At 72.7% G+C, this 25,521-nt stretch carries 23 protein-coding genes; 6 read left to right on the forward strand and 17 right to left on the reverse strand.

Translation table 11 applies throughout. From position 1 onward, the window contains the following. Positions 1 to 181: 181 nt before the first annotated feature. Together ACWCQM_RS25265 and ACWCQM_RS25270 are read right to left on the reverse strand one after the other, a co-directional pair. Complete coding sequence (locus ACWCQM_RS25265; RefSeq protein ID WP_450917417.1) at positions 182 to 979, reverse strand: IclR family transcriptional regulator; 798 nt, start codon at positions 977 to 979, stop codon at positions 182 to 184. A 387-nt stretch (positions 980 to 1,366) separates the two neighbouring features. After that, positions 1,367 to 1,621, reverse strand: coding sequence for a hypothetical protein (locus tag ACWCQM_RS25270; protein ID WP_450917418.1), 255 nt, complete (start codon positions 1,619 to 1,621; stop codon positions 1,367 to 1,369). Between the two features lie 206 nt (positions 1,622 to 1,827). Here ACWCQM_RS25270 and ACWCQM_RS25275 point away from each other — a divergent pair, with 206 nt between their 5' ends. Further along, entirely contained in the window at positions 1,828 to 3,189 is a 1,362-nt protein-coding gene (locus ACWCQM_RS25275) for a serine/threonine-protein kinase (protein WP_450917419.1), read from the forward strand. Here ACWCQM_RS25275 and ACWCQM_RS25280 read toward each other — a convergent pair. From ACWCQM_RS25280 to ACWCQM_RS25315, 8 genes are all read right to left on the reverse strand, one after another. Beyond that, a complete protein-coding gene (locus ACWCQM_RS25280; RefSeq protein ID WP_450917420.1) occupies positions 3,162 to 3,986 on the reverse strand; it encodes a TrmH family RNA methyltransferase in 825 nt (274 codons plus the stop codon). The two genes, ACWCQM_RS25275 and ACWCQM_RS25280, sit on opposite strands and share 28 nt — an antisense overlap. Before the next feature lie 56 nt (positions 3,987 to 4,042). Continuing rightward, entirely contained in the window at positions 4,043 to 5,296 is a 1,254-nt protein-coding gene (gene cobA / locus ACWCQM_RS25285; RefSeq protein ID WP_450917421.1) for a uroporphyrinogen-III C-methyltransferase, read from the reverse strand. 560 nt (positions 5,297 to 5,856) lie between these two features. Next, positions 5,857 to 9,111, reverse strand: a complete 3,255-nt coding sequence (gene cobT / locus ACWCQM_RS25290; RefSeq protein ID WP_450917422.1) for a nicotinate-nucleotide--dimethylbenzimidazole phosphoribosyltransferase — start codon at positions 9,109 to 9,111, stop codon at positions 5,857 to 5,859. A 332-nt stretch (positions 9,112 to 9,443) separates the two neighbouring features. Continuing rightward, positions 9,444 to 10,679, reverse strand: a complete 1,236-nt coding sequence (gene cbiE / locus ACWCQM_RS25295) for a precorrin-6y C5,15-methyltransferase (decarboxylating) subunit CbiE (RefSeq protein WP_450917423.1) — start codon at positions 10,677 to 10,679, stop codon at positions 9,444 to 9,446. A 119-nt stretch (positions 10,680 to 10,798) separates the two neighbouring features. Beyond that, entirely contained in the window at positions 10,799 to 11,485 is a 687-nt protein-coding gene (locus tag ACWCQM_RS25300; RefSeq protein ID WP_450917424.1) for a GNAT family N-acetyltransferase, read from the reverse strand. Between the two features lie 101 nt (positions 11,486 to 11,586). Then, positions 11,587 to 12,453, reverse strand: a complete 867-nt coding sequence (locus ACWCQM_RS25305; protein WP_450917425.1) for a MetQ/NlpA family ABC transporter substrate-binding protein — start codon at positions 12,451 to 12,453, stop codon at positions 11,587 to 11,589. A gap of 73 nt (positions 12,454 to 12,526) precedes the next feature. Next, positions 12,527 to 13,198, reverse strand: a complete 672-nt coding sequence (locus tag ACWCQM_RS25310; protein ID WP_450917426.1) for a methionine ABC transporter permease — start codon at positions 13,196 to 13,198, stop codon at positions 12,527 to 12,529. After that, positions 13,195 to 14,256: a methionine ABC transporter ATP-binding protein gene (locus tag ACWCQM_RS25315; RefSeq protein WP_450917427.1), complete on the reverse strand. Its 1,062-nt coding sequence runs from the start codon at positions 14,254 to 14,256 to the stop codon at positions 13,195 to 13,197. The genes ACWCQM_RS25310 and ACWCQM_RS25315 overlap by 4 nt, the downstream gene beginning before the upstream one ends. Before the next feature lie 596 nt (positions 14,257 to 14,852). Between ACWCQM_RS25315 and ACWCQM_RS25320 the strand changes: the two genes are divergently transcribed. Both ACWCQM_RS25320 and ACWCQM_RS25325 read left to right on the forward strand, forming a co-directional pair. After that, the gene (locus ACWCQM_RS25320; protein ID WP_073751551.1) at positions 14,853 to 15,212 is read left to right on the forward strand and encodes a hypothetical protein; all 360 of its coding nucleotides are present in this window, start codon (positions 14,853 to 14,855) and stop codon (positions 15,210 to 15,212) included. A 2-nt stretch (positions 15,213 to 15,214) separates the two neighbouring features. Next, entirely contained in the window at positions 15,215 to 15,652 is a 438-nt protein-coding gene (locus tag ACWCQM_RS25325) for a hypothetical protein (protein ID WP_450917428.1), read from the forward strand. Positions 15,653 to 15,674: 22 nt separating this feature from the next. Here ACWCQM_RS25325 and ACWCQM_RS25330 read toward each other — a convergent pair whose 3' ends face one another. From ACWCQM_RS25330 to ACWCQM_RS25340, 3 genes are all read right to left on the reverse strand, one after another. After that, positions 15,675 to 16,178 carry a GNAT family N-acetyltransferase gene (locus ACWCQM_RS25330; RefSeq protein WP_267076749.1) on the reverse strand — a complete coding sequence of 168 codons (504 nt, stop codon included), beginning with the start codon at positions 16,176 to 16,178 and terminating at the stop codon, positions 15,675 to 15,677. A 37-nt stretch (positions 16,179 to 16,215) separates the two neighbouring features. Next, complete coding sequence (locus ACWCQM_RS25335; protein WP_450917514.1) at positions 16,216 to 16,710, reverse strand: sigma-70 family RNA polymerase sigma factor; 495 nt, start codon at positions 16,708 to 16,710, stop codon at positions 16,216 to 16,218. Between the two features lie 319 nt (positions 16,711 to 17,029). Beyond that, positions 17,030 to 18,187, reverse strand: coding sequence for a glycerophosphodiester phosphodiesterase (locus ACWCQM_RS25340; protein WP_450917429.1), 1,158 nt, complete (start codon positions 18,185 to 18,187; stop codon positions 17,030 to 17,032). 232 nt (positions 18,188 to 18,419) lie between these two features. Here ACWCQM_RS25340 and ACWCQM_RS25345 point away from each other — a divergent pair, with 232 nt between their 5' ends. Continuing rightward, complete coding sequence (locus tag ACWCQM_RS25345) at positions 18,420 to 19,091, forward strand: lysophospholipid acyltransferase family protein (protein ID WP_267076747.1); 672 nt, start codon at positions 18,420 to 18,422, stop codon at positions 19,089 to 19,091. A 223-nt stretch (positions 19,092 to 19,314) separates the two neighbouring features. Here the strand turns inward: ACWCQM_RS25345 and ACWCQM_RS25350 are convergent, their stop codons facing one another. Beyond that, entirely contained in the window at positions 19,315 to 20,862 is a 1,548-nt protein-coding gene (locus ACWCQM_RS25350) for an MFS transporter (protein ID WP_450917430.1), read from the reverse strand. Continuing rightward, positions 20,859 to 21,410: a TetR/AcrR family transcriptional regulator gene (locus ACWCQM_RS25355; RefSeq protein WP_450917431.1), complete on the reverse strand. Its 552-nt coding sequence runs from the start codon at positions 21,408 to 21,410 to the stop codon at positions 20,859 to 20,861. The genes ACWCQM_RS25350 and ACWCQM_RS25355 overlap by 4 nt, the downstream gene beginning before the upstream one ends. 119 nt (positions 21,411 to 21,529) lie before the next feature. Here ACWCQM_RS25355 and ACWCQM_RS25360 point away from each other — a divergent pair, with 119 nt between their 5' ends. Next, positions 21,530 to 22,030, forward strand: a complete 501-nt coding sequence (locus ACWCQM_RS25360; protein WP_450917432.1) for a hypothetical protein — start codon at positions 21,530 to 21,532, stop codon at positions 22,028 to 22,030. A gap of 54 nt (positions 22,031 to 22,084) precedes the next feature. On the opposite strand, the gene ACWCQM_RS25365 is transcribed toward ACWCQM_RS25360, so the two are convergent. Together ACWCQM_RS25365 and argH are read right to left on the reverse strand one after the other, a co-directional pair. Continuing rightward, positions 22,085 to 23,056 (reverse strand): aldo/keto reductase, encoded by a 972-nt coding sequence (locus ACWCQM_RS25365; protein ID WP_450917433.1) that lies wholly within the window; start codon positions 23,054 to 23,056, stop codon positions 22,085 to 22,087. Positions 23,057 to 23,123: 67 nt separating this feature from the next. Beyond that, entirely contained in the window at positions 23,124 to 24,557 is a 1,434-nt protein-coding gene (gene argH / locus ACWCQM_RS25370; protein WP_450917434.1) for an argininosuccinate lyase, read from the reverse strand. Between the two features lie 258 nt (positions 24,558 to 24,815). On the opposite strand from argH, the gene ACWCQM_RS25375 reads away from it, so the two are divergent. Beyond that, positions 24,816 to 25,517, forward strand: coding sequence for a L,D-transpeptidase family protein (locus ACWCQM_RS25375; RefSeq protein ID WP_450917435.1), 702 nt, complete (start codon positions 24,816 to 24,818; stop codon positions 25,515 to 25,517). Positions 25,518 to 25,521: the final 4 nt, after the last annotated feature.

Below are 25,521 nucleotides of genomic sequence, written 5' to 3' on the forward strand. Positions count from 1 at the left end.
TCGGGGTGGGATCCGGACGGTGGCGGAACGCGGTGCGGGGCGGAGGCTTGGTGCGCCACAGGGCACCCCCTTCGGTGAGCAGGACTGGGGAGACGCCGTCTCCCGTCGGCGCGCGGGCAGGGCGAGGCGCACCGGCGGCACGGGGTGCCGCGGGATCGAGCGGTGGACGGTCGGGGCGGGTTCAGCCGCCGAGAGCCGCGGTGATCTCCGCGGCTCCGGCGCGTACCAGCGGTACGAGGGTGTCGACGGCCCGGTCCACGCGGTGGGAGGGGCCGATCACGGTGAGGGAGGCGGCCACGGCTCCCCCTTGGAGGACGGGCGCCGAGACCGCGGTGACGGCTTCGTCGTACTCGCCGTAACTGACGCAGTGGCCGTCGGAGCGGACCTGGGCGTAGCAGGTGAGCAGGGCGTCCAGGTCGGTGATGGTGCGGTCGTTGAAGCGGGAGAGTCCGGTGGGGCCGAACATCTGCCGGATCTCGCGTTCGGGGTGGTACGCGAAGATGGTGTGGCCGGACGCCCCGGCGTGGCCGGGCATGACCGCGCCGATGATGGCGGTGTAGCGGACGGGGCCCGTGCCGTCGACGGCGGCGGCGCAGCGGTAGCTGGAGCCGTGCGGAACGTTCAGCACGATGCTCTCGCCCGTCTCGCGCAGCAGCCGGGCGAGTATCGGGCGGGCGAGCGAGGGCAGGACACCGCTGTGCTCGCCGACCCGGGCGAGCCGGGAGAGCGCGGGGCCCGGGCGGTAGCGGCGGCTGACGTCGTCGCAGATCAGGAACCCGCGGGCGGTGAGGGTGGTCAGCAGTCTCTGGACCACCGCCTTGTCCCAGCCGTGGTGGCGCGAGAGTTCGCTGACGCCCCACTCGGGGCGCTGCTCGGTGAAGGTGAGCAGGACCGCGAGGGCCCTGTCCACGGTCTGGAGGACGCCGGGTGCCTGGGGTGCGGCCGCGACCGGGGTGGTGTCGGCGCCGTGGTCCGCCATGGGCCGGCCTCCTTCGTTCCGTACAGGTGGTTCGTGCGCCGACCGGGGTGCCGGGCTCCCCGGGTTCTCACCGGGGTGCTCCGGGCGTGTATCGGTGCGGAAATCGCAACGCCGTTGCGTTTTCTGGCGAAAGAATGCGGGTGCATGGACCACGTGTCAAGGGTGTGCCGGGAGATTTCGCACGGCGGCGGGGCAGGCTCGTGCGGGTGAGGGGACGCGCGCCGGGGAGCGCGGGACAGCCCTTGGGGGGGGCAACGCGAAGACCTCCGGTGCGGTGAGGTGTCCGGGCTCACCGCACGACGGAGGTCTTCGTGTCCCTCCCACGGTCGGGCGGGCCGGAACACCGGCCCACCCGATCCGGAGAGAGTCAGGAGGGGTCAGGAAGAGTTACGAGGGTTCCTCCTCCCGGGGGCGCTCGGAGGCGTCCTCCCGGGGGACCGGCTGTTCGACCAGGGCGAGCACCCTGGTCGCCATGAAGCGGGCGGTACGGACAACTGATCCACTTCGGGTGACTTCACTCACTTCCACCACACCCCGGCGGACCGCCGTCTCCACCCGGCGGCCTGCCCTGGAGGCCACCACTTCGTACGTCCTCGTCGTGTCACCCGCGTCCACGACTATTTCCACACGATCGCCCTTCATTGATCCAACTCCCCCTTCAGCGACGGACCTTTGAGATCTCGCACAGGCCGGGGAGTCTGGATCTCCGGCTCCCTGACCACCTCTCAATTCTCCCACCGGGCACTGACAATCGATGGGGCGGCGAGGGCGCGGCCTCTGAGCGCGCCGCGCCGCGGGTACGTAAGCTGTGCCTCGTCAGGCGGACCGGCAGCGGGGATGGGCAGACGATGGCGATGATGCGGCTCCGGCGCGAGGACCCGCGTGTCGTCGGCTCGTTCAGGCTGCACCGGCGGCTCGGCGCGGGCGGCATGGGCGTCGTCTATCTCGGTTCCGACCGCAGGGGCCAGCGTGTCGCCCTGAAGGTGATCAGGCCGGACCTGGCGGAGGATCAGGAGTTCCGCTCGCGTTTCGCGCGCGAGGTGTCCGCCGCCCGAAGGATCCGCGGGGGCTGCACGGCGCGCCTGGTGGCCGCCGATCTCGAGGCGGACCGCCCCTGGTTCGCCACGCAGTACGTCCCCGGGCCCTCGCTCCACGACAAGGTCGTCGAGGAGGGCCCGCTCGCGGCGGCGGAGGTGGCCTCGATCGGGGCGGCGCTGTCGGAGGGGCTCGTCGCGGTGCACGAGGCCGGTGTCGTCCACCGCGACCTGAAGCCGTCGAACATCCTCCTCTCCCCCAAGGGACCCCGGATCATCGACTTCGGCATCGCCTGGGCGACCGGCGCCAGCACGCTCACCCATGTCGGGACGGCCGTGGGTTCGCCCGGCTTCCTCGCGCCCGAGCAGGTGCGCGGGGCCGCCGTGACACCGGCGACGGACGTGTTCTCGCTGGGCGCCACCCTGGCGTACGCGGCGATGGCCGATTCGCCCTTCGGGCACGGCAGTTCCGAGGTGATGCTCTACCGCGTGGTCCACGAGGAGCCGCATCTGTTCGATGTGCACGACGCGCTCGCCCCGCTCGTACGGGCGTGCCTGGCGAAGGACCCCGAGGAGCGCCCGAGCACCCTTCAGCTGTCCATGCGGCTCAAGGAGATCGCGGCGCGCGAGGCCCAGGGGCTGCAGGAGCGCCGGCCTCCGGCGCAGCGCGGCGAGCAGGAGCTGGACAGGCCGACCGGCCGTCTGGAGGGCTCGTACACCGAGCAGGCCACCCGGCGTACGGCCGGCGGCCCGCCTCAGCCCACGCGGTCCCAGGGCCGGCGTCCCGCCCCGTCACGCTCGACGGCGCCCCGCACCGGCGGCTCGCAGCCCCGGCCCTCGCGGAGCGGCACCCGTCCGGGCCAGCAGCCGCACGGCCCCAAGGCCACGAACGGTACGAACGGCAGGCCCGCCTCCCGGTCCGGTGTGCGCACGACGTCGGCGGGGAACGGCGGGAAGCGGCGGCCGGCGAATCCCCGGCTGCTGCGCCAGCGGCTCGTCGTCTTCGTCGTGGTGACCCTGCTGGTGGCGCTGGGGATCGCCGCGGCCCAGGGCTGCCAGGGCCCCGCACGCGGGCTGGGCGGCTCGCCGTCGCAGACGTCCGACGCCGCGGCCCCGGATGTCACACGGGCAGACGGGGCCCGAGGGACTCAGGCGGGGTTGGTCCGGGTCGCGTAGAAGGCGACGGCGGAGGCCGCCGCGACGTTGAGCGAGTCGACTCCCGCGTCCATCGGGATCCGTACGTGGGCGTCGGCCTCGGCCAGCGCCTGGGGCGTGAGGCCGTCGCCCTCCGTACCGAAGACGAGGGCCAGCTTCTCGTGACGCCGCGCGACGAGCTCGTCCAGCGTGATCGACCGGTCGCTGAGGCAGAGCGCGGCCGTGGTGAAGCCGGCCTCGCGCAGCAGCCCGAGGTCCTGGGGCCATGAGGTCAGGCGGGTCCACGGGACGTGGAAGACGGATCCCATGGAGACCTTCACCGCGCGCCGGTAGAGCGGGTCGGCGCAGCGCGGGGTGAGCAGGACCGCGTCGACGCCGAGCGCGGCGGCGTTACGGAAGGCGGCGCCGAGGTTGGCGTGGTCGACGATGTCCTCGAACACGGCGACCCGCCGCACTCCGCCCTCCGACGGGGCCAGCAGGGTGCTCACGTCGGACAGCGGCCTGCGCTGCATGGATGCGAGGGCGCCCCGGTGCACGTGGTAGCCGGTGACCCGCTCGGCGAGCTCCGGCGTGACCGCGTACACCGGTGCGGTGGCCGCGTCGATCACATCGCGCATGACCTCGGTCCACTTGGCCGAGAGCAGCATGGACCGCATCGCGTAACCGGCGTTCAGGGCGCGCCGGATCACCTTCTCGCCCTCGGCGATGAAGAGGCCCTCGGCGGGCTCCCGCCGACGCCTGAGTTCGACGTCGGTCAGGCCGGTGTAGTCGCCGAGCCGGGGGTCGTCCGGGTCGTCGACGGTGATGAGTTCAGCCACGGGGTGCTACTGCCTTGTCGAGTGGGGTGGGATGCGGAGTGCCGCCGGTCGTCCGCTCAGCCTTCGAGCAGACCGGCCGGGTCCGTGACGACTCCGACGACATCGCCGATGACGATGACGGCCGGCGGGCGGACCTCTTCCGCCACGACCCGCTCCCCGACCGTCGCCAGGGTCGCGTCGACCCTGCGCTGGGCCGCCGTGGTGCCCTCCTGGACCAGGGCGACCGGGGTGTCGGGGGACTTGCCGTGGGTGATGAGCGCCTGGGCGATGGCGCCGATCTTGTCGACGGCCATCAGGAGGACCAGGGTGCCGCGCAGCCGAGCGAGGGCCTCCCAGTCGACCAGCGAGCGCGGGTCGTCGGGGGCCACATGGCCGCTGACCACGGTGAACTCGTGCGCCACTCCGCGGTGGGTGACGGGGATCCCGGCCGCGCCCGGCACGGAGATCGAGCTGGAGATGCCGGGGACCACGGTGCAGGCGATGCCCTCGGCGGCCAGCGCCTGGGCCTCCTCCATGCCACGGCCGAAGACGAACGGGTCGCCGCCCTTGAGGCGGACCACGGACTTGCCGGCCTTGACGTGGTCGATCAGCGCCTGGTTGATCGCCTCCTGGGCCATGTAGCGGCCGTACGGGATCTTCGCGGCGTCGATGACCTCGACGTGCGGGGGGAGCTCGTCGAGCAGGTCGCGGGGGCCGAGCCGGTCGGCGATGACGACATCGGCCTCGGCGAGGAGGCGGCGGCCCCGGACCGTGATCAGGTCGGGGTCGCCGGGTCCGCCGCCGACCAGGGCCACGCCGGGGGCGCGGGTGCGGTGGTGCGGGGCGGCGAGCGTCCCGTCGCGCAGGCCCTCCACGATCGCGTCGCGGACGGCGGCGGAGTGCCGGGGGTCGCGCCCCTGCGACGTCGTGGTGAGCACGGCGATCGTGATGCCCTCGCTGCGGCCGGTGGCCGGGGTCCAGGCGGTGGCCGCCTCGGCGTCGTCGCTGCGGACGCACCAGGTGCGGGTGCGCTCGGCCTCGGCGGACGCGGCGTCGTTGGCGGCGGCGTCGGACGAGGCGACGAGGGCGTACCAGGTGTCGGCGAGGTCCCCGTCCTGGTACCGGCGCCGCTCCCAGCGGATCTCACCGGTGTCGGCCATCGCCTCGACGGACGCGGTGGCGGACGGGGAGACCAGGGTGATGTCGGCCCCTGCCGCGATGAGGGCGGGCAGCCGGCGCTGTGCGACCTGGCCGCCGCCGACGACGACGACGCGGCGCCCGTTCAGGCGCAGTCCGACGGGGTAGGCAGGGTGATCGTCATGCTCGGCCATGGTCGGGCGGGCTCCTCGTGCAGGGTGCGGTGTGCTGCGGGCCGCTGCGGCGGTGGAGCGGCTGTGACGTGGGCTGGGTGGAGCGGGTGACGCGTGGGACCACGATACGGGGTGGCCCGGGACGGGGACCCGTGCGGTGGCGCTTGCCCCGGCCTGGTGCCCGGCGTCGTGCCGGGTCCGTTCCCGGACGGGTCCGGGCAGAGCTCCCGTCCCGGCGCGGGCCGGGTTACGGGCGGGATGCGCCCTGGGGCCGGGGCGGGATGCGCCCGGAGACGGGATGCGCCCTGGGCCGGGACGGGCTGCGCCTCGGGACGAGTCGCGCCCCGGGATCGGGACGGGCTGCGCCTGGGCACGCACGGGTCGCGCCCCGGGCTCGGCCCGTACCGGCATGGACCGCGCCCAGGGCCCGGTCCCGGACGGTACGGGTCGCGTCCGGCGCTCGGTCCCGCACGCGTACGGACCCCGAGGGGCGTCGGCCGCGCCGGGTGTGCCCGGACGGGGCTCGGGGCTGCGCCGGTGTGCCCGGACGGGCCGGTGGGCGCGTCCGGGCACGGCGGTCGCTACTTCTCGGTGACGCCTGCCGAGTCGAAGGTCGCCACCTCGTGCATCGCGCGGGCCGCGCTCTGCACGATGGGCAGCGCGAGCAGGGCCCCGGTGCCCTCGCCGAGCCGGAGGTCCAGGTCGACCAGGGGGCGCAGGCCCAGCTTGTTGAGGGCGGCGACATGGCCGGGCTCGGCGCTGCGGTGGCCCGCGATGCACGCGGCGAGCGCCTCGGGGGCGATCGCCCGGGCGACCAGGGCCGCCGCGCCCGCACTCACGCCGTCCAGGATCACCGGCGTACGGAGTGAGGCGCCGCCCAGCAGGAAGCCCGCCATCGCGGCGTGCTCCAGGCCGCCGACTGCGGCCAGCACACCGATCGGATCGGTGGGGTCGGGCTGGTGGAGGTCCAGGGCGCGACGGACCACATCGACCTTGCGGGCGTGCATCTCGTCGTTGATGCCGGTGCCACGACCGGTCACCTCCGCCGGGTCCAGGCCGGTGTAGACGCAGATCAGCGCGGCGGACGCGGTGGTGTTGGCGATGCCCATCTCGCCGGTGAGCAGGCCCTTGTTGCCGGCCGCCACCAGGTCACGGGCGGTCTCGATGCCGACCTCGATCGCCGCGAGCACCTCTTCGCGGGTGAGGGCGGGGCCGGTGGTGAAGTCGGCCGTACCGGGACGGACCTTCCTCGGCAGCAGGCCCGGGGTGGCGGGGAGCTCGGTGGCCACGCCGACGTCGACGACGCAGACCTCGGCGCCGACCTGGGCGGCGAAGGCGTTGCAGACGGCACCGCCGCCGAGGAAGTTGGCGACCATCTGGCCGGTGACCTCCTGCGGCCACGCGGTGACGCCCTGGGCGTGCACCCCGTGGTCACCGGCGAAGATCGCCACGGCCGCGGGCTCCGGGATCGGCGGCGGGCAGAGCCGGGACAGCCCGGACAGCTGCGCGGAGATGATCTCCAGCATGCCGAGCGCACCGGCGGGCTTCGTCATCCGCTTCTGGCGCTCCCACGCCTCGCCGAGCGCCTTGGCGTCCAGGGGGCGGATGTTGGAGATGGTCTCCTGGAGCAGATTGTGCGGCTCCTCGCCGGGCAGGGCGCGGCGGCCGTACGTCTCCTCGTGGACGACCCAGGACAGCGGGCGGCGCTTGGACCAGCCCGCCTGCATCAGCTCGGGCTCCTCGGGGAACTCGTCGACGTAACCGACACAGAGGTAGGCGACGACTTCGAGGTGCTCGGGCAGGCCGAGCGCGCGGACCATCTCCCGCTCGTCGAAGAAGCTGACCCAGCCGACGCCGAGGCCCTCGGCGCGGGCGGCGAGCCACAGGTTCTCCACGGCGAGCGCCGAGGAGTACGGCGCCATCTGCGGCTGGGTGTGCCGGCCGAGGGTGTGACGGCCGCCGCGGGTGGGGTCGGCGGTGACGACGATGTTCACCGGGGTGTCGAGGATGGCCTCGATCTTCAGTTCCTTGAACTGCTTGGCCCGCGCCTTGGGCAGCGACTTGGCGTACGCCTCGCGCTGACGCTGCGCCAGTTCGTGCATCGAGCGGCGGGTCTCCGCGGACCGGATGACGACGAAGTCCCACGGCTGCGAGTGTCCGACGCTCGGCGCGGTGTGCGCGGCTTCGAGAACGCGGAGGAGAACCTCGTGCGGGATGGGGTCGCTGCGGAAGCCGTTGCGGATGTCGCGCCGCTCGCGCATGACCCGGAGGACGGCCTCGCGCTCGGCATCGTCGTAACCGGGGGCGGGCGGGCCGGCGGGAACCGGCTCGGACTCCACGGGATCGGGGAGTTCGGCGGTTTCGACGGTTTCGACGGTTTCGACGGGGGCCACCGCCTCCGGCGCCTCGGCGAGCGGGACGGCCTCGGCCTGGACCGGAGCCTCGGCCTGCGGTGCCACGGCCTCCGCCTGCGCGGCCTCGGGCTGGAGGGCCTCGGGCTGGGCGGTCTCGGGCTGCTGGATCTCCGCCTGCGGGAGCTCCGCTTCCGGGGTGTCGATGATCTCCGGGCCGGGCTCGGGCACCGAGGGGACCTGGGGCTCGGCGTGGGCCACGGGTGCGGGCTCCGGCTGCTGGACGGCGGCCGGCTCCGGTGCCTCCACAACCTCGGGCACCGTCTGTACGGGCTCGGCCGGCGCCGGTGCCACCGGCTCCGCCACGGGCAGCGGCGTGATCTCGGCGGCCTGCTCGGGCTCGGCCACGGGGGCGACCGGTGTCCCGGCCGGCGGGGTCGGGGCGAGGTGCGGAGCCGTCGGTACGGAACCCTCGGCCGGCAGGAACTGACCGGTGTGCGGGGCCTGGGCGACGGCCGCGTCCACCTGCGCGTCCACGGCCGGGTCGGCGGGCACCTCGGCGGGGGCGGCCTGCCGGGCCTGCGCCGGGATGTCGGCCACGGCCTCCACGGGAGGCGCATCGGCCGTCTCCGCCACGGCCTCGGCGGGGGCGGCGTCCGGGGCGACCGTTTCTGCGGGCGCGGCGGGTGCGGCGGCTTCCACCGGAGCGACAGGCTCGGCGGGAGCGGGTGCGGGAGCCGGGGCCGGAGCCTCGACGGGCACCACGGGCTCGGCCGGGGAGGGGGCGGCGACCGCCTCCGGAGCGGCGGCCTGCTCGGGCACCGCGACGGGCTCAGGAACCGCGACCGGCTCGGCCACCGGCTCGGGCGTCACCGGCGCCTCGGGGACGGCCACCGGCTCGGGCGTCACCGGCGCCTCGGGGACGGCCACCGGCTCGGGCGTCACCGGCGCCTCGGGGACGGCGACCGGCTCGGGCGCCGGCGCGCCCCAGGCGGGTGCGCCCTGGGGCGGGATCTCGCCCAGCTGCGGACCGGGAAGCCGTGCCGCGTCGTCCGCCGGAATGTCGAAGTACTCGGGACCCGTCGTCGGCGGGCCCGGGTGCCGCACGGGCATGGGCGTCTGCGGTGCGCCGGCCGGGCCGCGGTCCGCGAGCGAGCGGACCACTCCCCCGGTCGGCGTCCCCCCGTAGGAGGGTGCCTCGGTGGACGAGGGGCCTCGGTGCAGCGGGCGGCGGGAAGGCGCCGCGGCGGCCGGGACCTGCACGGACGCGTGTGCGGGGTACTGCTCGTGCTGGCCCGTGGGGGCGACCGGCGCGTCGCTCCACGCGCCCTGGGGCGCGGGCATCAGCAGGAGGTCGTCGTCCTCGGGGGTGTGCTCGGAGGGGTCGAGGTAGGTGTAGGCGTCCGGGGCGGGGACGCCCGGCTGCTCCACCATGCCTGCGTTCTCCGGCAGTCCCTCGCCCGGGATCTGGCCGGTGTCAGTCATGCGTACCCCTCGCCCATCGTCAGTGCTCCTTCGCCCTTCGCCCGGGATGCCCGAACCACGGCACGCCGGCGCTCGTCAACAAGAACGAGCGGGCCCCCCGCGCGGCACGAAACGCGCGCGGAGCTATACATTCTCGCGGCCGTTCGCCACCGCGGCGGACAGTTCCGCCTCGGCTCGCTGTGGACTGCGCCACGTTGCGCGTCCCCCGGTTGCGCCGTACCACATCGCGGACCAAAACGGTCCACTTTTCCGGACATTGACGAACGAAGCGTCGAACAGCCGGGTGCGGTACAACAATCGGTCAGCCTACCTCGCGCCTCGGCGCGGACGGCTCAGGGGGCGAGGTCGGAACGCACCGCGGAAAGCAGGAACACGACGGAGCGTTCGCGCTCCGTCCAGGCGGAGGTGTCCAGTTCGACGGACTGGAGCAGCGCGCACTCGACCGTGTAGCCGTTCTCGGCGAGGGCCGCGCCCAGCGCCTCCGCCTCGTCACGGTTCGAGGCATGGGTGACGATACGTTCCGGCCGCCGGTCGGCGACCGCGGTGGCGACCCTGACGCCGCCGCCCCCGATCCGTACGACATCGGGTTCGGGCAGGCTCTCCAGGACGTGCGGGGCGGTGCCCCGGACGACCTGGACGGCGACCTGGAAGGAGCGGGCGGCGGCGGCCGTACGCGCGCAGGCGTCGGGGTCGCTGTCCACGGCCAGGACCGCCGCGCCGAAACGGGCCGCCTCCACGGCGAGTGCCCCGCCGCCGCAGCCGATGTCCCAGACCAGGTCGCCGGTGCGCGGCCCGAGGCGGGCCAGCTGGGCGGCGCGGAGCCCGGGCGACTCGCCCTCGCCGCCCTCCACCGCGCCCTCACGGGCGGGGCCGTAGGACGAGGCGGGCAGGGCCCAGCCCCTGACGCCCTCGGGGTTCGCGGGGCGGCGCCCCGCGATCCAGGCGCTGTTCGCGGTGGCCTCGGGCCCGCTGCCGACGACGATGACCACGTTGGGGTCGCGCCAGGTGTGGTCGGCGGTCTTGTCGGAGGTGAGCACGGTAACGCGTTCGCGTACGGTGCCGAGCTCCTCGCAGATCACGAAGGTGCGGTGGACGCCTTCGAGGAGCAGGGCCAGTTCGGCGGGTCCCGCGCCCGGCGAGGTGAGGACGGCCACCTTGTGGTGGGCGCGGATGACGTTGACGGCGCGGCGCAGGGTGCGCGGGTGGGCGACGACGATCTCGGCGTCGTCCCAGGGCATTCCGGCGCGGGCGAAGGCGGTGGCGACCGAGGAGACGGCGGGGACGACCTCGACCTCCAGGCCGTGATCGGGGGCGCGCAGGGTGCGTACGACGCCGAAGAAGCCGGGGTCGCCGTCGGCGAGGACCACGGCGCTGCCGCGGTGTCCGGCGATCCTGCGGGCGGCCAGGTCGACGCTTCCGAGGCGGATGCGTTCCGCGCGTTCGGGGACTTCGGGGAGCGCGAGGTGGTGGGCGGCGCCCGCGACGAGCGTGGCGGCCGAGAGCGCGGCCGTGGCCGCTCTGGTCAGTGGCGAGCCGTCCCAGCCGATCACCGTGACCCGGTCGGCCATCGTCGTCAGTCTCCTGGGGTGTGAGCAGGCGGGGTCCCCGCGGGGTGCGCGGAGCAAGGGTGAGCGTATCCGGTCCGTACCAACGCCCTGCCGGGGGCTCCCCGGGCCCGGGGAGGGCGTCAGTTCCAGTCGTTGTACGTGCCGTAGCCGCCCGCGTCGGCCAGCTGTTCGGCGACGCCCTCCAGGTCCTCGGGCAGGAGCCCCCACACGATGAGGTCGGTCCTGATGTCGGTCCAGCCGCCGTCGGTGCCGTTCTCGGTCCGGGTACGGGCTATGCGGGCGTTGCGCAGGACGCCCTCGCTGATGCAGCCCAGCTTCTGGGCGACCTGCTGGGAGGCGGTGTTGCCCGCGGGGGTGCGCAGCTCGATGCGTTCGAAGCCCTGGTCGCGGAAGAGCCACTCGGCGACGGCCAGCACGGCCTCGGTGGCGTATCCCTCACCGCGCGCCCAGGGGGCGGTGATGTAACGGACCTCGGTGGCCAGGGTGCGCCGGTCGGTGTTGAGGAGCCGTACGGAGCCGACGAGCCGCTGGGTGAGGAACTCGGTCACGGCGAAGACGATCCCGCCGCCCTGGGTGCGCTCGGCCGGGGCGATCCTGCGGACCCAGCGTTCGGCGTCGACCTGGGTGTAGGGGTGGGGGGCGTCGGTCCAGGCCGTGACCAGCTCGTCGTTCATCATCTCGATGTACGCCGGCACGTCGGCCATGTCGAAGGGGCGCAGCACCAACCTGTCCGTGCTGATGGAGATGGACGGGAAGGTGAGAGTCATGCGCAGCTCCATGCCGAAGACCGTGTAGAGACACAGCATGCAGCATCGGGCCGATGATGTGCATGGCCGGGTGGGCACGGCGGAGCCCCGCACACCCGGAGGGGGTGTGCGGGGCTCGCGGGGCAAGTGGCGCCCGGGGGTCAGGACTTGGCGGGCTCGCCGAAGGCGGGGATGATCGAGCCCTTGTAGGTGTCCTCGATGAACTTCTTGACCTCGTCGGAGTTCAGGAGCTTCACGAGCTTCTGGACGCGGGCGTCCTTCTCGTTGCCCTCCTTGACGGCGAGGAGGTTGGCGTACGGGTTGCTGTCGGCGCTCTCCAGGGCGAGGGAGTCCTTGGCCGGCTGGAGGTCGGCCTCGATCGCGTAGTTGCCGTTGATGACGGCGGCGTCGACGTCGTCCAGGGCACGGGGCACGGTCGCGGCCTCGATCTCCTTGAACTCCAGGCCCTTCTTGTCCGTGATGTCGCTGAGCTTGGCGTTGGTGCCGACGCCGTCCTTGACGGTGATCAGCCCGTTGTCGGCGAGCAGCTGGAGCGCGCGGCCCTCGTTGGTGGTGTCGTTCGGGACGGCGATGGTCTGGCCGGCCTTGATGTCCTTGAGGTCCTTGACCGTCTTGGAGTAGAGGCCGAGGGGCTCCAGGTGGACGTTCACCACCGGGACGATGTGGGTGTTGTTCTTCTTGTTGAAGTCGTCCAGGTAGGGCTTGTGCTGGAAGAAGTTGGCGTCGACCTGGCCGTTCTCGGTGGCGGTGTTCGGCAGGACGTAGTCCGTGAACTCCTTCACCTCCAGCTTGAGGCCGGCCTTCTCCGCCAGGTTGTCCTTGACGAAGTTCAGGATGTCGGCGTGCGGCGTCGGGGACGCGGCGACGACGAGCGCCTTGGAGCTGTCCGCACTCGCGCCGGACTCGCTCTTGGAGGCCGGGTCGGAGTCGGTTCCGCAGGCGCTGAGCCCGAAGGCCAGAGCGGCGGTGGCGGCTGCGGCAGCGGTGATCTTGATGTTCTTACGCACGAAGAGTGCCTCTTTCCGGTGGTGATGGTGGTGCGCCCGGACAAGGAGTTCGGGCTTCATGGGGAGATGAGGTTCAGGAGGCGGTCCGGCCCCGGCGGGCCAGCAGCCGCACGGCACCGTCGCCGATGAGCTGGACCACGGTCACGATGACGATCAGCAGCGCGACGGTGATGAGCATGAACTGGTCGTCGAAGCGCTGGAATCCGTACGTGATCGCCTTGGAGCCCAGCCCTTCGCCGCCGACCGCGCCGGCCATCGCGGAGTAGCCGATGAGGACGATGACGGTGGTGGTGACGCCGGAGACCAGGGAGGGCAGGGCCTGCGGCAGCAGGACCTTGCGGACGATCGTGGGGATCGATCCGCCCATCGACTGGACGGCCTCGACGAGCCCGTGGTCGACCTCGCGCACGGCCGTCTCGACGAGGCGCGCGAAGAAGGGGATGGCGCCCACGGCGAGCGGCACGATCATCGCGGAGGGGCCGATGAAGGTGCCGACGACCCAGGTGGTGAAGGGGATCAGGGCGATCAGCAGGATGATGAACGGCAGCGAGCGGCCGATGTTCACGATCACGCCGATGACCTTGTTCACCACGGTGTTCTGCAGCAGTCCGCCCTTGTCGGTGAGGACGAGCAGGATGCCGAGCGGCAGGCCGCCCGCGACGGTGACGAGCGTGGACCAGAGCACCATGTAGAGGGTGTCGATGGTTCCCTGCGTGAGCAGTGGCTGCATTTCGGACCAGGTCACTTCGCCACCTCCTTGGTGAGCGGTGCGGGGGTCTGGGCGGGTACGGCGGCGGGGTCGCCGTTCACGACCTCGGCCTGGAGGCCCTGCTCGCGCAGGAAGCCGATCGGGACGACGTTCTCGTCGAAGTGGCCGGGCAGCTCGATGCGCATGCGGCCGATCTGCTTGCCGCCGACGGTGTCCATCGCGGCGCCCAGGATCGAGATGTCGATGTTGTACGTCCGGGAGAGCTGCGAGATCACCGGGCGGGCGGCGGCCTCGCCGTGGAAGGTGACGTCGACGACGGTGCGGTCGGGGGCGGAGGGGGAGCCGCCGACGGGGAACAGCGTGTGGGCCAGCTCGGAGCCGGGGGTGGCCAGCAGTTCGCCGACCGTGCCCGCCTCGACGACGCGGCCCTTCTTCATCAGCGCGGCGGAGTCGCAGACGGTCTTGACGACGTCCATCTCGTGTGTGATGAGCAGGACGGTGAGGCCGAGCTCCTGGTTGAGGTCGCGCAGGAGCTGGAGGATGGAGCGGGTCGTCTCGGGGTCGAGGGCGGAGGTCGCCTCGTCCGAGAGCAGCACCTTGGGGTCGCCCGCCAGGGCGCGGGCGATGCCGACGCGCTGCTTCTGGCCTCCGGAGAGCTGCCCGGGGTAGGCCTTCGCCTTGTCGGCGAGGCCGACCAGGTCGAGGAGCTCCAGGGCCTTGCGGGTGCGTGCCTGGCCGGAGACCCCGAGGATCTCCAGGGGCAGCTCGACGTTGTCCCGGACGGTGCGCGAGTCCAGCAGGTTGAAGTGCTGGAAGACCATGCCGATGCGGCTGCGCGCCTGGCGGAGCTCCTTGCCCGCGCGCCGGCCGCGGCCGGCGAGGGCGGTGAGGTCCTGGCCGGCGACGGTCACGGTGCCCGACGTGGGGCGTTCGAGGAGGTTGACGCAGCGGATGAGGGAGGACTTGCCGGCGCCGCTCTGTCCGATGACGCCGTAGACCTCGCCCTCGCGGACGTGCAGGTCCACGCCGTCCAGGGCGGTGACCTCACGGCCGCGTGACTGGTAGACCTTCGTGAGGCCCGAAGTGGTGATCACAGGGTTTCCGTCACTGTCGAGTGCACGGCGCGGTGTCCGCCGGGCACGGGGCATTCGTCTGTCGAGACTGTTCTCAGTGGTCGACCGGTGGGAGTCTCTGCATGGGCCCGGACCGGCGGAAGGCCGGGAAGGGCAGGGAGCCGGGCGGGCTCGGTCCGCTGGATACGGACGGCACCGGGCTCGGTCTCGCTTCGGGGCGCGAGGCTCAGGCGGGGGCCCTCAGAAGGCGCGCATTCGACACATACAACGAGCACCGGGCGCGGTGATCGCCTCGGTCGCAGGGCTGCGGTAGCTCGTCGTGGTCATGGCCCAAGTAAAACAGACGTAACGTTCCGCCGAACCGAGGTGTCCGGATAGCGGACGGTCCGGAGGGTGTGCGGCGCGTGCCGGAATGCCGGAGAATACCGCTCCGACCTGCGTAAACGCTGGGTACATCCGGCCTGTGCGCCAAGGGCCGGGTGCTCACACTGTGGGCACGCTGTGGCAAAGGCCACGATCCCGGGGCCCGCCCCGGCACCGTTCCACTGCCGGGCCACCCCCGCGCCGGCGCCGGGCCCGCACGCGGCGGCTCCCGCCGTCCGTAATACCCTCGGCTCATGCTTGACGCCCTGACGGTCGCGGTCGCCGTGACCGCGCTCGCCCTCGCCGCCTGGTGCGGACTCGCCGCCTACCGGGACCAGCCCACGAAGGACTGGCATTTCATCGGGATGGCGGTCGTCTCCGTCCTGGCGCTGGCGCAGCTGTTCGTGGGAATCGTGCAGCTCGCGCGGGGTGAGCGACCGGAACAGGGCATGACGATCTTCATCGCCTATCTGATCGGCGCCTTCGCGGCCGTGCCCGCGGCGGGCTTTCTCTCGCTGTCGGAGCGGACCCGCTGGGGTTCGGTGACGGTGGCGGCCGGCGCGGTCGTGCTCGCCGTCCTCGAAGTGCGGCTCTACGACATCTGGGGAAACTGACCATGAGCGACACCGACCGCGCACAGACGCCTGCCCCGCGGCAGAAGCAGCAGTTCGAGCTGGGCACCGGGCCCGGCCGGGTGCTGGTGTGGTTCTACGGCGTGTTCACGGTGGCCGCCGCGTCCCGCTCGATCGTCGAGATGATCCTGGACTTCGAGAAGGCGCCGCTCGCGTATGTGCTTTCGGCCCTCGCCGCGGTCGTATACGGCTTCATCACCTACTCGCTGGTGCGCGGCGGGGAGAAGGCGCGCAGGGCGGCGCTGATGTGCTGCGCCGCCGAGCTCGCGGGTGTGCTGATCGTCGGCACCTGGACGCTGGTCGAGCCGTCCGCGTTCCCGGACAGCACGGTGTGGTCGGGATTCGGCATGGGCTACCTGTTCATCCCGGTGATCCTTCCGGTCACCGGGATGATGTGGCTGCGCCGCGCGCGGACCGCGTGACACCGGGCCTCACAGGAGCGGTTCAGGCACTGGCCACGTACGCCGGTGCGGTGGCCTCCTTCTCCAGCAGCACCAGTCTGACGCCGTCGCCTCCGGTGGCGTTGCCGACCAGGGCGTAACCGGCCTTGCGGTAGAGCCGCAGGTTTCCCTCGCTGCGCTCGCCGGTGTGCAGCCGGAAGCGGGTGGCCGAACGGCCGTCCGCCAGGCCCGATTCGACGGCCCGCAGGAGCCGGGTGCCGAGACCGTGGTTGCGGAGCCGGGGGTGGACGCAGAGCTTCCCGATCCGTCCGGCGCCGTCCTCGTCGGTGAAGCCGCGCACGGAACCGACGACTTCCTCGCCGAGCCGGGCCACGAACACCAGGTCCGTGGCGACTTCGTCGCGGACGGAGTCGAGGGTCTGGACGAGTGGATCGATCCGGTAGTTGCCGTAGAGCTCCGCCTCGCTCTGGAAGCAGAGGTACTGGAGTCTGAAGATGTGCTCGACGTCCTGTGCTGTCGCCGCCGAGATGGTCACGCTCATGCCCATGTGTGCATGCCTCCCGCTCACCTGGTCCGCCGGTTGTCTACCGCTCCTTTCCCCGCAGTTCAGGAGCTACAACCTCCGCCGCGAGCATTCTGCGCAGACATCCCAGGCATCGGGAACGCATAGGACCCAAACTGCCCTGTGACATACCCAACTCCCCTGCGATCTCACGGTAGGTCGGATCGTGGGGAGCCAGCATCGCCTCCAGTAAGCGGGGGCACCTGCCCGGCAGCCGGCCCACCGCGGTGCGCAGCGCCCGGCGTTCGTCGGCCCCGACGGCGATGCGCTCGGGGCAGCCGGTCCAGTCGGGCGGGGACTCGCCCCCGGTGTAGGCGCGCTCGCGCCTGGCCCTTCGGCGGGCGGTGCGCGCCTCGGCCCGTACGGCCGCGCGGACCCAGCGGGCGGGGTCCTCGGGCATGCCGGACCCGGTCCGGCGTTCCAGCAGCCGCACCCACACCGCCTGTTCCAGGTCGGCGGCCTCGGCACCGGCGGCCTGGGCCTCGGCCCTCGCCTCCGCGCGCACGAGCGCGTGCAGGGCGTGGACGACCGCCCGCCCGCCGTCGCCCTCCGCCTCGGCGGGTGTACCGGCCGAGGGTAAGGAGGACACCCCGGGCGGGGCCTGGGCCAGGGCCTCCGGGGACAGCCCGGGCGGGACCCGGGCCGGGACCTCCGGGGACAGCCCGGGCGGGGCCTGGGCGAGGGCCTCCGCGGACACCCCGGGCGGGGCCCCGGTCGTTGCCACTGGGGCATGATCAAGAAGAGTCATGCCCCGTCAACGCTCCCCGCGCGTGGCCGGTTGCCGCACGCGGAGAGCTCCACCCGTCCGGGGCACCCCGGCCGGGAGGCTGACGTCGTCAGTCCTTGGCGAAGTCGGCCGCGGCGAGCAGGGCGGTGTCCGGGTTGTCGGAGAACACCCCGTCGATGCCCGCCTCGAAGTACGCCCGCAGGGCGCCGAACGCGTCGCCGTACGCGTTCGGGTCCGTGCCGCGCCGGAAGTCCGCCGGCAGGAAGGAGTTCTCGTTGCGCAGGGTGTAGGGGTGCAGGATCAGGCCCCGGGCGTGCGCGTCGGCGACCAGGGTCGTGGGGGTGGTCAGCCTGCCCGCGGCGTCCTTGGGGATGACCAGGTCGAGCGTGGGGCCGATGCCCTGGGCGAACGACGCGATCCACTTCAGCCCGGCGGGCTTCACCAGATCGGCGACGGTGCGGGGGTCGCCGGCCTCCACGAAGTCCCAGGGTCGCTCCTTCGGCCCGGACAGCAGGACCACCCGGGGGGTCGCGACGAGCTTCGACAGCCGCTGCACGGAGCTGGGCTCGAAGGACTGGAGGATCAGCGGGGAGTCCGCGCGGTGCCGGCCGTGGCGGCGCAGCAGACGGGCGAGCGGCTCCTCCAGGCCGAGCCCGAGTCCCCGGAAGTAGGAGGGGTGCTTGGTCTCGACGTAGAGCCAGACGGGCTTGCCCCTCTTACGGCCCTGCTCGTCGGCCCAGCGCAGGACCTCCTCGAAGGTGGGGATCTCCCAGCGCCCGTCGTAGAGCGTGTTCTCCTGGCGGGTGCCGGGGATGCGCTCCTTCGCCCGGAGGGTCTTGAGCTCGGCGAGGGTGAAGTCCTCGGTGAACCAGCCGGTGAGCGACACCCCGTCGACCTGCTTGGTGGCCTTGCGGTTCGCGAACTCGGGGTGCTCGGCGACGTCCGTGGTCCCGGTGATGTCGTTCTCGTGGCGGCAGACGAGGTGGCCGTCCTTGGTCGGCACGAGGTCCTGCTCGACGATGTGCGCGCCCATGTCCAGGGCCAGCTGGTAGGAGCCGAGGGTGTGCTCGGGCCGGTAGCCGCTGGCGCCGCGGTGGCCTATGACGGTGGGGACGGGCAGGTCCCGGTAGGAGCCGTGGCCACCGCCCCGCGTGGTGCCGGCCGTGGCGGCGTGCGCCGTCCCGGACAGTCCGAGGGCCGCCGTACCGAGGACGGCCGCCCCGAGGAGGGTCCGCCGTCCGGGTGCAGTCTGCGCGCGCTCTGTCATGAATGCTCCTCGCATGTGATGTCCGGCACCTTCTGGGGAGGCTTGATCGTAGGCAGCTACGCCATCGGTGGGGCGGCCCGTGGACGAACATGGCGGAAACACACGTCAACACTGCGTATCGGGTCGGTGAACCCGATGTGCGTGGAGGCGGGGCCCGCGAGTATCGTCCTCACCTGCACAGACCCTCGTGAACACCCGCACCGGCCGCCCGGCCACGACACCGGAGGAAGCGTTGTCCCGACTCACGGTCATCAAGGCAGTGCTCGGACCGATCCTGCGCCTGCTCTTCCGGCCACAGGTGGAGGGCGCCGAGAACATCCCGGGTGACGGGCCGGTGATCCTCGCGGGCAACCATCTGACGTTCATCGACTCGATGATCATGCCGATCTGCTGCGACCGGCCGGTGTTCTACATCGGCAAGGACGAGTACGTCACCGGCAAGGGGATCAAGGGCCGGCTCATGGCCTGGTTCTTCACGGGCTGCGGCATGATCCCGGTGGACCGGGACGGCGGGCGCGGAGGCGTGGCGGCGCTCATGACCGGCCGCCGGGTGCTGGAGGAGGGCCAGGCCTTCGCCATCTACCCCGAGGGCACCCGATCCCCCGACGGCCGGCTCTACCGGGGCCGTACGGGTATCGCGCGGCTGACCCTGATGACCGGCGCTCCGGTGGTCCCCTTCGCGATGATCGGCACGGACAAGCTTCAGCCGGGCGGCGCCGGACTGCCCCGCCCGGGCAAGGTCACGGTCCGCTTCGGCGAGCCGATGGAGTTCTCGCGCTACGAGGGCATGGACCGCGACCGCTATGTGCTGCGGGCGGTGACCGACTCGGTGATGACCGAGGTGATGCGGCTGTCGGGCCAGGAGTACGTCGACATGTACGCCACGAAGGCCAAGGCCGCCTGAGCCGGACGGGTGTTCCAGTGGCCCGGCGCGGGTTCGCGCCGGGCCACTCGTCCGTCCGGGCGCCCCGGGGGCGTTCGCCTTCCCGGACGTCAGGCCACTCGTCCGTCCGGACATCCGGAGCCCTTCGCCTTCCCGGACGTGGCCACTCGTCAGCCCGGGGCCATGAGCCCGTGCGAGGACGTCCGGGGCCGTACACGGCCGTCCGCCCGCCGGACGGCGGGGCTCACTCGTCCGCGACGATGCCGTCCTCCAGCTTCTGGTCGCGCAGCAGGAACCACGCGGCCACGGCGGTCGCGAGCAGCACCACCGCGCCGACCGCCGCCGACACCCGCAGTCCGTTGACGAAGGCCTCCTGGGCCGCGACGACGAGACTGTCGCCCAGCTCCGCCGGCAGGTGCTCGGCCGTCTCCACGGCGCCGCCGAGCGACTCGTGTGCGGCAGCGGCGGCAGCGGCCGGGGTGCCCTCGGGGGTACCGAATCCCTTGTAGACCCCCGTGACGACGGACCCGAGCAGCGCGATGCCGAGGGCCGCGCCGAGTTCGTACGCCGTCTCGGAGACGGCCGACGCCGAGCCGGCCTGTTCCTTCGGGACGCTGGAGAGGATGACGTCGGAGGTGACGGTGAAGGCGAAGCCCGCGCCGACGCCCACCACCAGGAGCAGCACCCCGATCAGGGGGTAGCCGGTCTCCTTGTGGATCACCGTGACCACGGCGAGGGACACGCCGATCGCTCCGAGCCCGAGGGAGACGACGGAGCGTACGGAGTAGCGGCGTGCCACCCTTCCCGCCAGGAGACCGGCGGTCACCGCGCCGACCGCCGCGGGCAGTTCGGCGAGCCCGGCTTCGAGCGGGCCGCGCCCCTGGACGAGTTGCAGGAACTGGGAGAGGAAGAAGACGATCCCGGAAAGGCCCAGGATGGTCAGCAGATCGGCGAGGACCGCGCCGGAGAAGCCCCGGTGGTGGAAGAGGCGCATGTCCAGCAGGGGCGCGGGGAGCTTGAGCTGACGGCGCACGAACCAGGTGAGGGCCAGCAGCCCGCCGACGGCCGCCACGCTGTTCCCCCAGCTCACACCGTGTGAGGCGGCCTCCTTGATGGCGTACACGACGCCGATCATGCCGACCAGGGAGAGCCCGACGCTCGGCAGGTCCCAGGGGCCGGGGGCCGGGTTCTTCGACTCGGGGATCATCTTGATGCCGACGGCCACCAGGACGGCCATCACCGGCAGGTTGATCAGGAAGACCGAACCCCACCAGAAGTGCTCCAGCAGGAGCCCTCCCACGACCGGCCCGACCGCCGCGCCCGCCGAGGCCATCGCGCCCCAGATGCCGACGGCGAGGCTGCGCTCGCGCGGGTCGTGGAAGAGGTTGCGGATCAGGGCGAGGGTGGACGGCATCAGGGTGGCGCCCGCGACACCGAGCAGCGCGCGGGCCACGATCATCATCTCGGGGCTGGTGGCGTAGGCGTTGAGCACGGACACGGCGCCGAAGGCGGTGGCGCCGGTCAGCAGCAGCTTCTTGCGGCCGATGCGGTCGCCGAGGCTGCCCATGGAAACAAGGAGTCCGGCGATCACGAAGGAGTAGACGTCGCCGATCCAGAGCAGCTGGGTGCCGGTCGGTTCGAGGTCCTCGCTGAGGAAGGGGGTCGCGAGTCCGAGGACGGTGGCGTCGACGGCGACCAGCAGCACGGCCAGGACGAGGACGGCGAGGGCGATCCACCGCCCCTGGTAGTGGGTGTCGCCCGTGATGCCTGCCCGCTGATCGGTGCTGCTCATTTCTCCACGCTCCGGCGTGCTCCGCCGAGGAGCAACTCGACGACCATGTAGGGGAAGTCCTGCGCGGCGACCCGCCCCGTCTGCACCGACCACGCGCAGCTGCTGATCAGGCCGTACAGTGCCTCGGTCAGCCAGGCCGGGGTGAGGTCGATCCGGAACTCGCCGCGTTCCTGGCCGCGCCGGAAGAACGCCGACACCCGCGCGTCGAGACGGCTCCAGCCCTCGTTGACGTCGTCGCCCTCGAAGAGCTGGTTCTCCGTGACGAGGAAGGACAGCAGTCCCGCGCTCGGCTCGGCGGCCGCGATCAGCCGCCGAAGCCCGTCCTCGGCGCTGCCCTCGTCGAGCCCGGCGGCGTCCAGGGCGGCTTCGAACTCCTGGATTCCGAGGTTCTCCAGCGCGCCCACGAGGGCGTCCCGCCCGGCGAAGTGCCGGTGCAGGGTGGCGCGGCCGATGCCCGCGGCCCGGGCGACCTCGTCCATGGTCGCCGCGGATTTACGGGTCAGCAGTGCGGCGGCGCTGCGCAGCACCTGCTCACGGTCAAGAGTCATGAGACGACAATAGATCAAATGAGACAGTGGCGTCCCACCGGGTCGGGCATACGGCCTACACCCGGGCACCGGGCACCCGGCGGCGGTGCGGAGCGTGGTCCACCGGGCACCCTCACCGAATGAAGCCGCTGCTGCTGATCGACATCGACGGTCCGCTCAACCCCTACGCGGCCCTGGCCCGCACCACTCCCCCGGAGGGCTATCTGCTCCACCGGATGCGGCCGACGGGATGGACGGTGGGAACCCCGCTGCCCGTCCTGCTCAGCCCCGGCCACGGCGAGGAGCTGCTGGCGCTGGCCGTCCGGTACGAACTCGTCTGGGCGACCACCTGGAAGGACGAGGCCAACGAGTGGGTCGGGCCGCGTCTCGGGCTGCCACCGCTGCCGTACATCGACTGGCCCGCGATGCACGCGGTCACGGCCGACGGGACGTACTGGAAGACGCGGTACGTCGTCCAGTACGCCGACGGGAGGCCGTTCGCCTGGATCGACGACGAGATCAAGGAGCCCGACAGGGCCTGGGTGGCCGCGCACCACCCGGGGCGGGCCCTGCTGCGGCGGATCGACCCCTGGGTGGGGCTGGCGCGGGCGGACTTCGAGGCGCTCGCCGACTGGGCGTGAGGCCGGGCCCCGTCACAGCCGGCCGGCCCCACCTCAGCCAGGCCGGCTCGGCCCTCAGCTCCAGGGAAGTGACGCGCGGTGGCGCCAGTACGCCTCCGGCTCCTCCACCAGCGCGGCCAGCCGGTCGAGGCGGCCGGGGTCCAGGTCGAGCAGCGGGGCGTGCAGGTTGGCCGCCAGCTGGGTGACCGTGGCCGCACCGGAGAGGACGACTCCGGCCCACGGCTGGTGGAGCGCGAGCGCCAGGGCGACGGCGTCGGCGTCCAGTCCCGCGTCGGCGCCGATCTCCCGTACGGCGGCGGGCGCCTCGGTCCCGGCGAGCCGGCCGTTGGCCATGACCTCCTTGACGATCACGGTGAGCCCCGCGTCGTGGGCCTCGGCGAGCGCGGACGCCGCGGAGGTCTCCAGGGCGTTGTAGGTGGCCTGGACGGTACGGAAGAGGGGCTCGCCGTCCACGGTCACCGCCAGGGCGGCCCTGATGGCGTCGGCCTGGCCGGGGCCGCTGACGGAGAACCCGACCGTGGTACCGGCGGCGGCGAGTTCGGCGAGCCGCGCGTGCAGTTCCTTGTCGCTCAGCGCCGGGCTGTCCGGGGTCACCGAGTGGATCTGGTAGAGATCGAGACGCTCGCCGAGCAGTCCGGCGGTCTCGGCGCGCTGGCGTTCGAACGAGGCGAGGCTGTGGTCCTTCACCTCGTGCGTCTCGGCGTCGGTGCTCCAGTCGGCGGTGTAGGTGTAGCCCCATTTGCTGCCGACGACCACGTCCGTCACATCGGGGCGGGCGGTGAGCCACTCGGCGAGGAACTCCTCGGCGCGGCCGTAGGAGCGGGCCGCGTCGAAGTAGCGGACGCCCTGTGCGTAGGCGGCGTCCAGGAGCTCGTGGGTGCGGGCCCGCAGCGCGTCGACGCCGCGGTCGCCGGGCAGGTCGCGGTCACGGTGCGGGGTGATGTAGCCGGGCCTGCCGACGGCGGCCAGGCCGAGCCCGATGTGGGAGGTCGGGGTGGTCGCTCGGTTCAGGCGGGCGAAGGGCATCGCGGGCTCCTCTGGGTCGGTCGTTCCGAAACGCCTTCCCGTCAACGTAGCCCGCGATACCCGTGAATCATCCGCGCGCGGTCGCCCAGGCGTGCTGCGTCACCAGGTCGGCCTTCACCTCGGCCAGCTGGACAGCGACGGCGGAGGGGGCGGTCCCACCCCGGCCGTCACGGGAGGCCAGCGCGCCGGGCACGTTGAGGACCGAGCGCACCTCGGGGGTGAGGTGCTCGGAGATCTTCGCGAACTGCTCGTCCGTCAGCTCGTCGAGCTCGATGCCCTGCTGCTCGCACACCTTCACGCACTCGCCCGCGACCTCGTGCGCCACCCGGAAGGGGACGCCCTGCTTGACCAGCCACTCGGCGATGTCCGTGGCCAGCGAGAAGCCGGCCGGTGCCAGCTCCTCCATGCGCTCCCGGTTGACCGTGAGCGTGGCCATCATGCCGGTGAGGGCGGGGAGCAGGATCTCCAGCTGGTCACAGGCGTCGAAGACCGGCTCCTTGTCCTCCTGGAGGTCGCGGTTGTACGCGAGCGGGAGGGCCTTAAGGGTCGCCATCAGCCCGGTGAGGTTGCCGATGAGGCGGCCGGCCTTGCCGCGCGCCAGCTCGGCGATGTCCGGGTTCTTCTTCTGCGGCATGATCGAGGAGCCGGTGGAGAAGGCGTCGTGGAGGGTGACGAAGGAGAACTCCTTCGTGTTCCAGATGATGATCTCCTCGGCGATGCGGGAGAGGTTGACCCCGATCATCGCGGTGATGAAGGCGAACTCGGCGACGAAGTCACGGGACGCCGTGCCGTCGATCGAGTTGGCGACGGAGCCGCGCTCGAAGCCGAGGTCCGCCGCGACCGCCTCCGGGTCCAGCCCGAGCGAGGAGCCGGCCAGCGCGCCGGAGCCGTACGGGGACACCGCGGTCCGCTCGTCCCACTGCCGCAGCCGCTCGGCGTCCCGGGACAGGGGCTGCACGTGCGCGAGGATGTGGTGGGCGAAGAGGACGGGCTGGGCGTGCTGGAGGTGCGTACGCCCGGGCATGGCCACACCGGGGTGCGCCTCGGCGAGGCCGACCAGCGCGTCCTGGAGCTCGGCGATCAGCCCGCCGATGATCCGGGCGTGGTCCCGCAGGTACATCCGGAAGAGCGTGGCGACCTGGTCGTTGCGGGACCGGCCGGCCCGCAGCTTGCCGCCGAGGTCGGGGCCGAGCCGCTCCAGGAGGCCGCGCTCCAGGGCGGTGTGGACGTCCTCGTCGGCGATGGTGCCGGTGAACGAGCCGTCGGCGACCGCGGCTTCGAGCGAGTCCAGCCCCTCGATCATGCGGGCCAGCTCGTCGTCGGTCAGCAGCCCCGCCTTGGTGAGGACACGCGCGTGGGCACGGGAGCCCGCGATGTCGTACGGCGCGAGCCGCCAGTCGAAGTGGACGGACGCGGACAGCTTGGCCAGCGCCTCGGCCGGACCATCGGCGAAACGGCCACCCCAGAGGCGTACGTCGCTGTTTCCGGTGCCGTTGCTCACTGCGTGCTCCTCGGGGGTGCAAGGGATGTACGTCCGCCTCACGGCGTGATGGCATAACTATGCAGTGGTCTGCATGCCTTGTCAAAGCTGCTGGTCGGGGCGGTGAAAACCGGTGGGCCGGGGAGCGAGGCCCGCAGGGCGGCGAGACCCCGGGCTGCCGCTGCCCGCGATGCCCTCGCCCCCGGCGGGGTGAGGCGCCGGGGCCGTACGGAGCAGGTGCGGTGGGGGCGGTCCGCCGTGCCCCGTACGGTCCGGAGCATGCGCCGACTTCTCGTGACCGCCTCGGTCCTGCTCGCCCTTGCCGGTTCGCTCGCCGCCCGGCCCGCGGAGCCGCCTCCTCTTCCGGAGCGGCTGGCCGACACCGGCGGCGGTACGCAGCTGATCACCGCCGAGGCCCCCGGCACGGGCTCCACGACGGGCACGGTCACCTGGTGGGACCGGCGCGGGGGCGGCTGGGTGGCGGCGGGTTCGGCGCCCGCCCGCTTCGGGGCGAACGGGCTGGCCGAGGGCGCGACCCGCGAACAGGGCACGAACACCACGCCCACCGGCCTGTACGGCCTTCCGTACGCCTTCGGGACCGGTCAGGCCCCGGAGGGGGCCCGCTATCCGTACCGGCGGATCGGTGAGGACTCGTGGTGGTGCCAGGACAACGCGTCCACGGCCTACAACCGCTGGGTCGAGCCGAGGCCCGCCGACTGCCGCGCGGAGGAGTCCGAGCACCTCGTCGACTACGCCACCCAGTACGCCCGCGCGCTCGTCATCGGCTTCAACTACCACCGGCCGGTGCGGGGCAGGGGCGCCGGGATCTTCCTCCACGTCGACGGGAAGGGCGCGACCGCCGGCTGTGTGTCCGTGCCGGCGGCCGCGATGGACCGGATCCTGGCCTGGGCCGATCCGGCCCGCCGCCCGCACATCGCGGTCGGTACGGAGTCCGGACCGACCGCGATCGTCCGCTACTGAGGGC

This window comes from Streptomyces sp. NPDC002125, from assembly GCF_053593715.1.